Here is a 15,107-nt window from a genome sequence, read left to right on the forward strand (position 1 = left end):
AAAAAAGTCATAAAAAAACTGATTGGGAGAATAGGTCCCAATCAGTTTTTTGTATAGATTAATTTAGATCCCTGCAGCTGTAGATGATTCTAGTTCTAATTATGCTCTTAATTCATTTTGAACATGAAGCTGTTCATCTTGTGGAATTTGAAGATAATAAATACCATTGATAGTAGTACCCTTACCTTTAATCTCCATTTGTTGAATGTTGCTTCCGGCAGCTTTGTAATTCTTTTGAATATCAACCATTTGTTCAAAGGTTAAATTAGTTTTAACATTATCGCCGATAGCTTTAAAAATAGTAGAGAAGTTGGTTAAGCTTGAAACACTTGCGCCTTCCTTAATAACAGCTTGAATGACTTGCCGCTGTCTTGTGTTACGACCAAAGTCTCCATTAGGATCTTCCTTACGCATTCTTACGTATGGCAATGCTTCCTCACCCGTCCAAGCATTAACACCGAGAATGGATCTTTTTCTATAAGATCAACTGGGTCCTCACGCTTAATAATATAGAGAAAAAAGGGCAAGCTAGGATACTAGTTTGCCCTTTTGTTAATAAAATAATCAACAAGAAACTGTGTCCAGACCTGATAGCCCTCTTCGTTGGGGCCGCTTTGATCCGCATTCAAGTAATTCTCTATTTCCGGATTGTCGATTGCTAGCCATGCTGCCCGATGGTCGAGATTACCATTGGCGTTTTTGTCAAGAGCGATTGCGGGTCTATCCACCTAATAAGTGGAAAGGAACCTGGGCTCCTAATGGGGTTTTCGTAGAACTTTTGACTCTACCACCACTAATAGTAAAAGTGATAAACTTAAAAAAGTTTTTTGATTGGTCTAGTTAAATTTTAATAAATATCTAATGAAAGAGTAAGTGTCAAAACACTTAAGCACCATTAGATATTTATTTTTTTTATATAATTTTGTAAGTCAAAATATATCGATATTGTCATAGATTGTGATTCTTGTTAAACAGAATGAAGCAGTAATGTTATAAATCGAAGTGTATTACATTTATCTACAATATGCGACAAGAACTACATATTTAATATGAAAAAGGTGGTAGCCCGTTAGTGAAGCGAGTATTGATCATATCACAGCATTTCTACCCGGAAATAGGGAGTCATGCAAATCGCATTAAGCAGTTATATATGCAATTAAAGAAGGAAAGCTTCGATGTAAGGATTTTCACTTCTGAACCTTCCTATCCTAACAAAAAGATCTATGAAAACGGAGAATTTTGGGATGAGGATTCGTTAAATTGTGAAAAGGATAACATTGTTAGAATCAGTATTAGCAACAGGAAATATTCAAACAGTATTCTTAACCGATTGTTTTACTATTTAGAAGTCGCATTGAAATTTGTCCTTCTAATTATCAAGGATAAGCGAGGATATGATTTTATCCTTGTTACATCTCCTCCAATCTTTACGGGTTTTGTTGGCCTTTTCGCAAAATATAGATACAAGTCAAATTTTATTTTAGATATAAGGGATTTATGGCCGGAATCTTTAAAGGGTGTGGGGGTATTTAACAATCCATTAATCCTAAAATTCTTTGGAGCTTTAGAAAAAATACTCTATAGGAAATCGGATAAAATCGTCATTAATAGCTTAGGGTTTCAAGAATATATCCAACAGAAGGCGAAAATTCCGAAGTCGAAAATCGTTTTTATTCCAAATGGTGCAGTAAAGGAAGAGATAGCTTTTTTTAATAAGGAACAAAACAAACCTAAAAAAATTATCTACGCCGGAAATCTTGGTTTAGCTCAAAATACAGAGTTAATCAATAAACTGGTCCCCCTTCTAGAAAAACAGGGAATACAGTTAACGATTATAGGCTACGGAGTGAATAGAAAAGAACTGTTAAATTCTATAAAAGAGTATAAGAATGTAACCATTATAAAGCCTTTGACGAGAAAGGAATGTTTTAAGATTATTGCAGAGCATGATTTAGGTTTGGTTACCTTGAAGGATAAAGAAGTTTTTAAAACGGTCCTGCCAGGGAAAATTATTGATTATATGACCTGTGGGGTGCCAATTGTTGGTGTAATAGATGGGTACGCCAAGGAAATAGTCGAAAAAGAGAGAGTAGGGATTACAAGTAAATGTGATGACCCACAGCAAATCCTCTCACATATTAAATGGTTACTAGACGATGAAAAACTTAGGAAGGAAATGTCACTAAGAGAGCAGCAAGTCATTCTTAACGACTTTAACTGGGAAACCAACATAAAGAAATTGGTTGAGTATATGAATTAGAAGCTTGAAGGAAAGGAGGAGTAAGATGTCTAGAAGAGTAGGTATGTTTGTTTGGAATCATTTTACCAATGATGCCAGGGTATTAAGAGAGTGTACGGCGTTGTCCGAGGCTGGGTATGAGGTGGATCTAATTTGTATTCATGATCCAAAAGACGTCAACCTGCCAAGGTTTGAGCAAAGGAATGACCATTTTAAAGTATATCGACTAAGAAGATATCCAGTGTTATTAGAACTAGTGCAGAAGTTTTACCGCTACTCCTTACAGAATAAATTGTTTGGGGCTTTTTGTCTGATTATCTGGGCAATCCTTACCCTTTTAGCACCTGTCTCTGTTATCCCGCTTACTATCGTGGTAATCTTACTACTTAAAATAAGGGTAAGAGTGTTATGGGTAAGATGCAGCTTAATATTTAGAATGATCTTGAAAGGGTATAGTGGAAATTATGATATATATCATTCCAATGATTTAAATACACTTCCTCAAGGTTGGATCAGTGCTAAGTGGCGATTAAAGCCGAAGAAATTGATTTACGATTCACATGAAGTTCAAACAAGTCGAACTGGATATTCAAGTCCTATCCATGGGAAAATGGAAGCCTTTCTTTTAAAGAAAATCGACGAGATGATGGTTGAAAATGATACAAGAGCGAAATATAACGAAGATTTATATGGATTTTACCCTCATGTTGTTCATAATTATCCTTTCAAACAGCTTAGTCAAAGTAATGAAAAGGTAGATTTACATGAAATCCTAAACATTCCTAGAAACGAGAAAATTCTACTATATCAAGGTGGAATTCAAACAGGAAGAGGTTTGGACAAGCTAATTAAAGCTGTACCGATGTTTAAAGAGGGAGTATTGGTACTCGTTGGTGATGGGAAAATAAAGAAAGATTTACAAGAGATGGTTAAGGAAATGAACCTTGAGGAAAAGGTGAAGTTCCATCCAAAAGTACCTCTTGAAGATCTTCCTAAATTTACGAGGAATGGTTATATAGGATTTCAGGTTTTAAATAACGTCTGTTTTAATCACTATTCTGCTTCATCTAATAAGCTTTTTGAATATATGATGGCAGGTGTGCCTGTTGTAGCTTGTGATTTTCCAGAGATAAAAAAAGTTGTAGATCAGGAACAAACTGGGATTACTGTTGATTCTCATAATCCTATGGAAATAGCAGATGCAGTTAATAAAATACTATCAAACCCAACATTGAGAGAGAAATATAGTAAGAACAGTTTTGCCGCAAGAAATAGTTATAACTGGGAAGAAGAAAAGCAAGAATTTCTTAACGTTTATCGAAAATATTGTCACTAGTATTGCATTAATTAAGTTTCACTATTAAAAATACTCAAAATCTTCAATTGTTCGAGGGACAGGTGAAATTTAGCCGTTATTTACGGGCTGCATTATGCAATCCACTAGTGGAATATTGTCTATAATGAATTTCTTAGTAGATAAGGAGATTAACATGACTAAAAAGCCATTAGATAGAATTGCTGAAGCCTATAAAGGTGATATGGGAGAGGACTTCGGTAAAAAAACCAGAAATCGGATAAATTGGATTGTTAATCATGTTAAAGGGAACAAGATTTTGGATATAGGGTGTTCACAAGGAATAGTCCCAATTATTCTGGGGCGTGAAGGTAAAAAAGTTGATGCTCTAGATATTGCTCAAGAATCCATTGAATATGCAATAGCCGACTTAAAGAATGAGCATGTAACAGTCCAAGAGAATGTTAACTTTACAGTGTCAAACTTTATGACAGAGGAACAATTAGAACTAACATATGAAACAATCCTTCTGACAGAAGTATTAGAACATATCTCTGATCCGTTAAGATTTTTAAAAAAGATACATGATCACTTAGATAAAGAAGGCCGTGCAGTAGTAACTGTTCCTTTTGGAATTAATGACTACTTTGATCATAAACGAACATATTACTTTTTAGAATTGTATGACCATCTATCGGCTTTCTTTACGATTGAAAAAATTGAATACCTAGGAAATTGGGTTGGTGTTATTTGTAAAAGGAACAATGATCTTACTGCCCAACCACAAAAAGCAGAATTTAGTCGCGAAGCAATCCAAAGGTTAGAAAATGCTTTTAACATCTTAGAAAGCGAATTAGTAATTAAAATAGAAAATTTCCAAACTACGATTAAACAAAAAAATGAATATGTAAAAAGATTACAAACTCAACATTCTCAATATATTGAAAGTTTGAAAGAACAATTAGAACAACGTAATAGTCAGATTAAAATCCTAAATGACCGAGTAAATGAACTCGAAAAAATAGAATTTAGCAAAACATTAGAAATTAAAGAAGAAAAAAAGAATAACAACAAGCTTTTAGAACAAATTCAACAAAAAGAAAAAGAGGTTGAATTTCTAAAGAAGAAAGAATTTGATTTACAAGTTGATTTAATAAAGAAATTAGAAGAAATCAAGCAAGAAAAAGAGAAAAATAAGACACTATTAAACAAATTCAACAATGAATTGAAGGAATATAAATCATCAATTAAAAAAGTTGAAAGGCAACATCAGTTGGAAATTGAAAAGTTTAAAAAACACATAAAACATAAAGAAAAAGAATTAGAAACCCTAAAGAAGAAAGAAATTGATTACCAAAACCAACAAATAAAGAAATTAGAAGAAATTAAACTAGAAAAAGAGAAAAATAAGAATCTATTGAACCAAGCTAACACCCAATTGATTGAATATAAATCATTGATTCATGATTTAGAAAAACAACATCGAATAAATATTGAAGAGTTTAAAGAGGCAATTCAAACAAAGGAAAAAGAAGTAGACGATTTAAAAGTAAAACTAGTAAATCTGCAAATTGAACAAGAAAAAAATACAGAGGAATTGCTTCAAAAAGATATTATTATTGATGAATTAAAGCAAAATATTAATAATCTAAAAATAAATGAGGCTAAAAACTTAGAAGAGATTAAGGAAGAAAGAAAAAGTAAACAAATTCTTCTAGCACGAGAAAAGGAAAAAGCTGAACAGATTTCGGCTCTTCAACAGGAAGTGAAGAAACATCTTGGAAGTCTTGAAAAGTATAAAGAGCAAATTAAACTTAAGGATCAAGAGAAAGAGCAATTAAACTTCATAATCAAGCAAAAGGTGCAGAATAGTACTACACCTGATATTCATCCAAATACTAGGCTGTACGATGAAATTAAGAAAAGAGACAATCTGATAATGGACTTAAACAAACATGTTGAAATGTTGAAAGCTGAATTACTTACTAGTTTAACTCATGAAGAAAAATCTCTAAAAAACAACCTAAAGGAAAAAGAAGAATACAGCAAGTTGGAAACCTTCGTTAGAAATATAGAGGCTAAATTGAGTAAGTTAGAAAGAAAATATATGGCTTTGAAAACTTCCAAGCTAGGTTCCATGACATTTAAAGTATTGGCAGCTCAAACGTAAATATACAAAAAAGGCAGGGAGCAATTAATACGATGAAAAAGGAAGAAATACTAGCAAGATTACAGGAAATAGAAAAAATAAAGAAAAAAGTAAGTACGTTAAACACTCCTTCTTTACCTGTAATTCCAGGAGGCATACTAGTTAATAAGACTGAAACTCAAGTAAACAAGCCGGTTACTGTAGTAAATAAACCAGCTGTCCCTGTAAATAAATCAAACTTTAAAAAAGGGATAAGCGTAATTATTCCAACTTATAAAGGCGAAAAAGTAATTCTTACATGCTTAGAATCTCTTCATAAACAAACATTAAAGCAAGAATTATTTGATGTGATTATCATAATGAATGGTGAAAAGGATTCTACAGAATCAATCATTAATGATTTTATTAATAAAACAAAAATGAATAACATTACCGTATTATATTCATCAAAGCCAAGTGCTTCTTCAGCTAGAAACATAGGTTTACAACACGCAAAGCGGGAATACACAGTTTTTCTAGATGATGATGACTATACTTCATCCAACTTCTTAGAAGAAATGTTTAATTATGCCAGCCCTGATACAACCGTTATTTCTCAAATAGTTAACGTAGACCAAGCTGGAAATGTTGACCCTAATAATTCAATTAATCAACAAATCATAAATGTCGAGAAAAAAGAACATAACGACTTTATGTCTTTAAACATGGTTGCGACAATTAATGCATGTAAGCTTGTGCCTACTAATTGTTTAAAGCCGATACAGTATGATTCTGGATTAAAGAGTGGAGAAGATGTAGTATTCTTCACTGAACTAATCGTCAAAAACGACTTAAAATTTAAAGTTATCCCTATTGATAAACAAGTGATCTATTATAGAGTTTTGCGTGATAACTCAGTATCACGACAAATGATGACATTCGATTTCTATGTAAATCAAAGATTAGCTGTCATTAAACGATTAGATAAATTGATTGGTCAAACTACAAATACTCAAAAACAAACGTTTATTAAACAAAAAATAAACGCACAATCATCATTTATTAATAGATATTTGAAAGAAACTATTAATGATAGGGAACAAGTTGTTGAGGAAATTAAAAAGCAAAACCTCTCATATATGCCTTATTCTATTGTCAATAGAGGATTAGCCAATAAGCTAGTTATCTCTTTCTGTTTCCCTCCATATGTTGATACGAGTGGCAATGTAATGGCAAAACGGATTCGAAATATGAACCAAATTGTGGATGTTGTTTACAATAAAATGGATAAAGTGAGAGAGAAAGATCTTAAATTAAATACTTTAGTTGAAGATGTCATCGATGAAAGATTTGAGATTCCAAGTTATCCTAGTTTCTCTAATTGGAAAGCAATTGAAGCCTTTTGTACGTTAGGTATAGACAAACTCGGAAATACAAAAACATATAAAGAAATTTATAGTCGTGCCATGTGGCCTGGATCTCACTTTTTGGCTTACCAATATAAACTCCTTAACCCGAAGGTAAAATGGGTAGCAGAGTTTTCTGATCCTTTATTACTAGATATCCATGGTGAAACTAGAAAAGCCAACATTGAAAACCCTGATTTTCTAAAAAATGCTAATAAAATGGCTGCCAAAAAGTATAAAATACCACCTGTTTCTGACTCAAACTTATTCTTCTGGTGTGAATATTTGCCATATCTATTTGCTGATGAGTTAATATTCACGAATGAAAATCAGTTGAAATATATGTTAGATAATTTTCCAATTAAGAAAGTAAAAAATATTATCAAGAAGAAAGCTGTTATTTCTCCACAGCCTACCTTACCAATGGAATTTTATAATAGTAACGAAAGCAATTATGCATTAGAAAAAGATAAAGTAAATATCGCATACTTTGGTACATTCTATCAAACAAGAAACTTAGATGACCTTTTCAGCGGTTTAGAAAATGTAACAGAGGAACTAAGAAAAGATGTTAAACTACATATTTTTACTGCTAATCCCGCTTCACTTGAGGAAGAATTAAAAGGCAGTATGTTAGCTGAAAATGTAAAGGTTAATCCATATGTTAATTATAACGAATTTCTAAATCTAACAACCTCTTTTGATTGCTTAGTTGTTAATGACGCAAAGACAAAACAAAGTAAAGCAATAAATCCATATTTACCTTCTAAATTAAGTGATTACATAGGAAGTGGCACTAATATCTGGGGGATTTATGAAGAGAATAGTATATTAAGTGGATATCAATTAGCTTATAAATCAGAATTAGGAAATATTAAACAAGCAACAGGTGTTTTTGAACAAATAGTTAGTGATAAGAAGAATAAAACAGTTTCTGTATAAGTCAAAGATAATTAGAGTAAAAAATAACCATTAATTATTAGGAGGAACTTATAATGAAATTATGTACAGTAGGATTAGGATATATCGGATTACCAACATCTATTATGTTTGCAAAGCATAACGTGGACGTTGTCGGTGTAGACGTAAGTCCAAGAGTAATAGATTCATTGAATAATGGAAAGATTCATATTGAAGAACCAGGTTTACAAGAAGCATTAGAAGAAGTAATTGCAAAAGGTACATTCAGAGCTTCATTAACACCTGAAAAAGCTAATGCCTTCATTATTGCGGTTCCAACTCCAAACCATGATGACCTATATAAATCTTGTGATTTATCCTATGTAGTAAGTGCGACTAAATCAGTTCTTCCTTATATCGAAAAAGGAAATGTATTAATCGTAGAATCTACTATCGGTCCACGCAGCATGGATGATGTGGTAAAGCCATTAGTAGAAGAAGCAGGATTTGTTGTAGGGGAAGACATCTTCTTAGTACACTGCCCAGAGCGTGTATTACCAGGTCAAATTATGCACGAACTAGTTTACAACAATCGTATTGTCGGCGGGATTACACCAGCATGTACAGAAGCCGGCGCAATGGTATACGGTACCTTTGTTAAAGGTGAACTCATCAAAACAAACGCAAAAACTGCTGAAATGTCTAAGTTAATGGAAAACACATTCAGAGATGTGAACATTGCCTTAGCGAACGAGCTTGCAAAAGTGTGTAACGAGTTAGAAATCAATGCTTTAGATGTTATCGGCATGGCGAACAAGCACCCACGTGTGAACCTGCATACTCCTGGACCAGGTGTAGGCGGACACTGTCTGGCTGTTGACCCATACTTTATCGTAGCAAAAGCTCCGGAAACAGCTCAGTTAATTAACCTTGGACGTTCGATTAATACCTCTATGCCTGCTTATGTAGTAGAAAACGTGAATAAGTTAATGGAAAATGTGGACGGTAAAGTGGTAACAGTATTTGGTTTAACGTATAAAGGAAACGTTGATGATATTCGTGAAAGCCCAGCAATGGAAATTTACGCAATGCTAAAAGAAGAGAACCAATTCGAAGTAAGAGCATTTGATCCGCATGTTCAATTAGACTGGGTGATCAGTGACATTGAAGAAGCAGTAAATGGATCTGATTTACTCTTAATATTATCTGATCATAATGAGTTCAAAATAATCGAAGGAAATGCATTATCGAAAATGAACAATAAGAGAATTTTCGATACTAAAAATGTAGTTAACGCAGTTTCAGGAGATGTTGAATATATGAATTATGGAAATCTATATGAATTTCTTAAGAAAGAAGCAAGTCTTGTATGAACTTTGTTTGGCAAATCCTGAAAGAACAATTTAGTAATCTTAATCTGATATTCAGATTAAGTATGTTTCAAGAAAAAAGTCGATACAATATGCATTATTTAGGCGCATTTTGGCAAATTTTAAATCCAGTGATACAAATTGGCATTTATTGGTTCATTTTTGGCATTGGAATTAGGGGGGGCTCTTCTGTGGGAGAGACCCCGTTCTTCCTTTGGTTCATTTGCGGTATCGTACCATGGTTTTTTATAAGCCCAACGATAACACAAGGTTCAAATAGTGTTTATTCAAAGATAAATTTAGTTTCCAAAATGAAGTTCCCAGTGAGTGTCCTTCCTACTATAAAGATAGTAGAAAACTCCTTTTCCTTTATTGCAATGATGATTATTACAGTCATGATACTAGTACTAAATGGTTATTTCTCGGGGATTTACCTGCTGCAATTACCATATTTTTTATTATGCCTATATATTTTGCTGTATAGTATAACATTATTATTATCAACACTCACAACCATTATCAGGGATATACAAACAATGGTTCAATCGATTATGAGAATGATGATGTATGCTTTACCGATTCTATGGAATGTAGAAAGCCTGCCAACCTTTTTTGTAAATTTACTTCAGCTTAACCCGCTTTATTATATTATTGATGGATTTAGAAATTCATTACTAGGCGGAGAATGGTTTTTTTATGACTTGGATTATACATTCTATTTTTGGTTTATTACCCTTTTGATTTTATTTATTGGTTCACGTTACCATTTGAAATTCCGACATAAATTTGTTGACTATATTTAATTGGAGGCTTTAAAAAATGAGGCCGAAAATCGTTTTTTCTAACGTTTCAAAAAGTTTTAACTTATATAAAAAGCAATCTGATAAACTACTTGAAATTATCTCTTTTAAAGATAATAAAGAAAGTTTTTATGCTCTTCATAATCTTTCATTTGAGATTTTTGAAGGGGAAGCAATAGGAATTGTTGGCCTGAATGGTTCCGGAAAATCGACACTTTCGAATTTACTGGCACAGATTATACCTGCCACGTCAGGTTCTATTGACATAAATGGAGAGACCTCTTTAATTGCGATATCAGCTGGATTAAATAATCAATTAACGGGTTTAGAGAATATCGAACTAAAGTGTTTAATGCATGGGTTAAAGAAGGAAGAAGTTCAAAGATTGATGGCCGATATCATTGAATTTGCTGATATTGGCAAATTTATTAACCAGCCTGTGAAAAATTATTCAAGTGGAATGAAGTCACGACTGGGGTTTGCCATTTCAATTCACACGAATCCCGATATATTGATTGTGGACGAGGCTCTTTCAGTTGGTGACCAAACTTTTTATGAAAAATGTCTTAATAAAATGAATGAATTTAAGAGTCAGGGAAAGACGATTATTTTTATAAGTCACTCCCACTCACAAATAAAAGAATTCTGTGATCGCGTTATGTGGATTCATTTTGGCAGACTTGAAAAATTTGATAAATCGGATGAAGTTTTAAAAGATTATAATAAATTTATTAATTGGTTTAATTCCTTAACGGAGATTGAAAAGAAAAATTACCGAAAACAAATGTTAGAAGACCAATATAAGGATGAAAATGTCTCGAATAATTCTATCAGTAGACAAGCACATCGAAAGCCACCCGTAAAGAAGCAAGGCAATATCTTATTTACATTCCAATGTGTACTTTTGGTCTTAGCGGTTCTCGTTAGTGCGTCATTCATGTTTGGTGCAAATCCAGTATTAGGTATTGAAAAATATTTTAGTGAGTATTTACCTAAAGACAATCCTCCAACAATAAAAAAGCCAGAAATTGACGAGGTTACTATTCAAGAATCTATTGCTGAAGAAATTAATTTTGCTGGAATTGTTATGGAGGGTCAAGCAGCCCTCTATAGCGATAAAGATTTACAAACTTCCGAAGAACAACTAGCATTCTTAGAAGAAATCACTGTAATAGATAAAAGTTGAGGAAACTTATAAAATTAGAACAAAAGATAATACTATTGGTTATATGAATCTTGGAAACATTAAAGTTTTAGAAGAATCAATACCTGATTCACAGAGGGTATTATCAGAATTTCTTCCATTGTTTCCTGAACGTTTTGCAAATGCTTAGGCTTACTTCCTCACCTTCCTAATTGCTGAATCTGAGGAAGTAAAAGCAAATTTGATCGGTTTAACGAGTGAGGTTGAATTAGATAACGGGTATAAACCCTAGGATATTCCGTTTATAGCGCTCATTACAATGTGAATAAGGATAATATTGCAGAATCGATTACAATTAATAATATCGATATAAACGGCGATCAATGGGAAGATTTAAAGGGATATGCATCACTTATATCAAAAGATTCAAATTATTATTATTTTAATACTGACGAGTATGAAATAGTAATTGATATAATTAACATGGAAGCTACTATATCATTAAAAATGTAATATACCCATTTCTATCCTAAAAAATAGTTTAGAATCCTAGACAACTTTAAATTGGATTATCCCAATACATACAACGGAAAAGAAGCTGTAGAAAAACGAAATGTTGTTTTCACAGCTTCTTTACTCTTTAAGGGACTTTTTAGATAGCCCCTCATTTTTTACTTTTATTTCAGTTGTATACTGTCAGATATTAATTTGATAATTGAATTATTCAGCTTTACAAAAACAATTGCAGAATAGGATCCCTTAACTTTTCCTGTCGTCATTAAAGACTGAGCTCTACCTTTGGAGTAAAACTGTTTTTCAATACACTCTTTATCTCTATACCAATAGTAAGCAAAGTCAACTTTATCGGCTTGATCACAATTCACTTCACATATTAATTGATTATCCGCTTCAAGTTTCAATTCAACTGATTTAACGTACATTAAAGGATCTTTATTTAAAACTAAATAATTGGCTTTTTGTGTAAAATAATTTTGAAATAAAGCTAAAGCATTATGTCCGTACCCTTCAATAACCTCATACTTATACTCGACTTGCGCCTGTTGTAATTTATTTATTAATGGGCGTAAATGATTTTGATGGTGGTTATCCTCACTACCAACTAATAAATGTATATCTGGATAGATTCGTTTACCTTCAAGTAATCTAAATAGTTTTTGGTTTAAAAACGAAATATCAGCTTTTTCGCGATTATTAGTTATATCCTCTACCATATCTAAAGTAAAATTTTGCAAAAAATTACCTAACAATGTTTGAGGAGCTGCCGCAACTATTTTTCCAAAAGAATACTTAATTCCATAGTAGAGTGCTGCAAAACCTCCTTTGGATGAACCCATTGCCAGTATATTATTTAATGGGACATTATTACTACTAGCAATGTTGAGAATTAGGCTAATAACCGAAGTCTCTACTAGAGAGTCACCATTATTCCCTAAATAATAGCTTCCACGAGCTCCGTAATCGTCTATTATAAACAGCTTGTGACAATTGATTTCGGATATTGCTTTGGAGTAATTATATTTATATTCAAACATCCTTCCCATACCGGCAAAAATAACAATTAACTGATTATTTAGGAGGTTCTCTTTTGCTTCTATATAGTGATATCTAATATCACGATGAGAATTCCAAACTCTTTCATGTGATCCTGGATAAAAAAGTGTTTTTAAGCGAAACTTTTCTTCATCGATTTCGCTGTTAATTATGCAATTAATTTTATTTCCAAACAAATTGATTAATACGTTCTCTGCTTTTTCTCCAAGTAGATGTATACTTTCGAGATCTTTTGATTCTACTTGAAATTCTGCAACCTTTTTTTCATTCAGAAAGTACTCAATTACATCTTTTCTACAGAAAAATTTGTAATTCTCCTCAGCTTGCAAAAATAATTGAATATAGGAATTAGCCTCTGTTTCAAATTCATATTTTCCACCATTTTCATACTCTATGGATGTAAAAGCATTTTTCCGCTCGATATTAGTAAAGGAATTTAATATTAGATCTTCTTCATTGACTTTAATTTTTTGTATTAATTTTGAAAATAATATCATATTTGCATCTCCTGTCAAACTAGATGTTTATAATAATTCATTAAAATTAAATTAACTATATTATATTCAATCCTTCCGCCTCAAAGTTATCGTAAATTCCTCCAAAACAAAAAACAAAAAGGACTAATTAAGTCCTCAAGAAAAAGCTCATCAAATAGAAATCCTTTGAAGAATCCAAAACTATTTTAATAATCTTTTTGTAAGGAGTTTGTATTTAATTGAAACAACTGTTTCATAAAATAATTACATTTGTACAGGATTTACGTTTGCATTAAACGACTTTCACAAATTTAAGTGTAATTATTATTTAAACATTTTCAATTTTGGGCATAGTTTTTAATAAATTCCAAACGATTACTAGACATTTGTTTATTATTGTAGATTGTTATTTTAGAATTAGAGGAAACTATGTTAATTGCAGGGTTTGATTTGACCCCCCCCCAAAAACGATTATTTGAGATAATCAGATTAGTACCATTTGAACCAGAAATCGGGAACACTGTTCCTGATATAGAATTAGACAATATCGAGCTATCTTTGATATTATTCCAATAAATACCGTTAGTTGTTACTCTATTCCCACCCGAGAGAGTTACCCCACCTTTTATAACATTACTTTTTATCAAGATGCCAGAGGCTTTATTATTAAATTTACCACTTATACTAATTCCTAAGAAATGTGTAGCATCGAGTGTGTTTCCCTGAACCACTATATTATTTGATTGTATTATATCAATTAAATTAGAAGCATTTGGTAAAAGTTTTATAGTTAAAGTGTTTACATGCTTATTGTTGAGTATCTTCACATTTGATGCTTGTATTTTAATAGCGCGTCGATTAGAGTTTTTTATGGTGTTACCTTGTATAATTCCTTGAGCATTTAGGAACGGAGATTCACCGTTATTAAAAAGAAATTGTATAGCATCGCCTTCTTCACCTGTTACTCCAGAAATTGTATTATTTCTTACTATATTCTGTTTAGTTGCAGCTTCTTTAGATGTAACTAGGATAGCACGGGATGCCCCAATATTATCCCCCAATTTACCGTTTTTTGTACCTTTTATGCTACTAATCGTATTGTCTTCAATTAGAATGCCCTCTGATGTTTGAGACTTAATTCCGTATGCAGTTTGATTACTTCCATAGAAATTGGTAATTTTACTATTTTTTACTGTACATTCGGCACCCTGTATCAAAATCCCTCCTGCAGCTTGATTGTTTCCATCTAATTCAACGGATACTAGACTATGCTTACCTTTAACCGTAAGCATAATGATATTTGGTGAACCTGCCAAGATTACAGCTCCATCTGACGTAATGGTACTTCCAGGTTTAGAAGATAGTAAACCTGATGTAATTTTAAATACACCATTTTTTAATACCTTATTTTTCCCAGGGGCATTTAACCAGGCTTGAAGAGCCTTGGTGTCATCTGTAATACCATCCCCTACTGCACCAAAGTCTCTAGGATCTAGTTTTTCATCAACATTAATGTGTTGCTTACTTGAATCTACCCCATCTTGGAGATTTCTTTTTTGAGTATGAATCATCGTAATTGTAAAGAAAATAAGTAAAAAAAACATGATAGCCCAAAAAAACACGCGATGAACTTTAATGTTAAACATTGATACTCCTTTCAAAGACCTATGACGTTTATATTATAACCAGTTTATAAGAGAATAATAATGATAAAGATATAGTTCTAATGTTGGAATTAGTAGACATTGCATTCTATTACATTTCCTTTAATGGTACAA

The 15,107-nt window shown here is 32.3% G+C and carries 11 protein-coding genes; 8 read left to right on the forward strand and 3 right to left on the reverse strand.

All coding sequences use genetic code 11. From position 1 onward, the window contains the following. Window positions 1-99: 99 nt before the first annotated feature. Window positions 100-465: an LCP family glycopolymer transferase gene (locus QFZ28_RS03695; protein ID WP_307196941.1), complete on the reverse strand. Its 366-nt coding sequence runs from the start codon at window positions 463-465 to the stop codon at window positions 100-102. 607 nt (window positions 466-1,072) lie between these two features. On the opposite strand from QFZ28_RS03695, the gene QFZ28_RS03700 reads away from it, so the two are divergent. From QFZ28_RS03700 to QFZ28_RS03735, 8 genes are all read left to right on the forward strand, one after another. Further along, window positions 1,073-2,260: a glycosyltransferase family 4 protein gene (locus QFZ28_RS03700; RefSeq protein ID WP_307193395.1), complete on the forward strand. Its 1,188-nt coding sequence runs from the start codon at window positions 1,073-1,075 to the stop codon at window positions 2,258-2,260. 25 nt (window positions 2,261-2,285) lie between these two features. Beyond that, entirely contained in the window at window positions 2,286-3,575 is a 1,290-nt protein-coding gene (locus tag QFZ28_RS03705; RefSeq protein WP_307193396.1) for a glycosyltransferase, read from the forward strand. Window positions 3,576-3,729: 154 nt separating this feature from the next. Further along, window positions 3,730-5,703, forward strand: coding sequence for a methyltransferase domain-containing protein (locus tag QFZ28_RS03710; protein WP_307193397.1), 1,974 nt, complete (start codon window positions 3,730-3,732; stop codon window positions 5,701-5,703). A 32-nt stretch (window positions 5,704-5,735) separates the two neighbouring features. Continuing rightward, complete coding sequence (locus QFZ28_RS03715) at window positions 5,736-8,009, forward strand: glycosyltransferase (protein WP_307193398.1); 2,274 nt, start codon at window positions 5,736-5,738, stop codon at window positions 8,007-8,009. A gap of 53 nt (window positions 8,010-8,062) precedes the next feature. Next, on the forward strand, window positions 8,063-9,340 hold the full coding sequence (locus tag QFZ28_RS03720) for a nucleotide sugar dehydrogenase (RefSeq protein WP_307193399.1): 1,278 nt from the start codon (window positions 8,063-8,065) through the stop codon (window positions 9,338-9,340). Window positions 9,341-9,402: 62 nt separating this feature from the next. Then, complete coding sequence (locus tag QFZ28_RS03725) at window positions 9,403-10,140, forward strand: ABC transporter permease (protein ID WP_373428109.1); 738 nt, start codon at window positions 9,403-9,405, stop codon at window positions 10,138-10,140. A 16-nt stretch (window positions 10,141-10,156) separates the two neighbouring features. Beyond that, window positions 10,157-11,323 carry an ABC transporter ATP-binding protein gene (locus QFZ28_RS03730; protein ID WP_307193401.1) on the forward strand — a complete coding sequence of 389 codons (1,167 nt, stop codon included), beginning with the start codon at window positions 10,157-10,159 and terminating at the stop codon, window positions 11,321-11,323. Window positions 11,324-11,602: 279 nt separating this feature from the next. Next, a complete protein-coding gene (locus QFZ28_RS03735; protein WP_307193402.1) occupies window positions 11,603-11,794 on the forward strand; it encodes a hypothetical protein in 192 nt (63 codons plus the stop codon). 164 nt (window positions 11,795-11,958) lie between these two features. Here QFZ28_RS03735 and QFZ28_RS03740 read toward each other — a convergent pair whose 3' ends face one another. Next, window positions 11,959-13,350: a hypothetical protein gene (locus QFZ28_RS03740; protein ID WP_307193403.1), complete on the reverse strand. Its 1,392-nt coding sequence runs from the start codon at window positions 13,348-13,350 to the stop codon at window positions 11,959-11,961. A gap of 317 nt (window positions 13,351-13,667) precedes the next feature. After that, the gene (locus QFZ28_RS03745) at window positions 13,668-14,975 is read right to left on the reverse strand and encodes a right-handed parallel beta-helix repeat-containing protein (RefSeq protein ID WP_307193404.1); all 1,308 of its coding nucleotides are present in this window, start codon (window positions 14,973-14,975) and stop codon (window positions 13,668-13,670) included. Window positions 14,976-15,107: the final 132 nt, after the last annotated feature.

This window comes from Neobacillus niacini, from assembly GCF_030817695.1.
GTDB lineage: Bacteria > Bacillota > Bacilli > Bacillales > Cytobacillaceae > Neobacillus > Neobacillus niacini_F.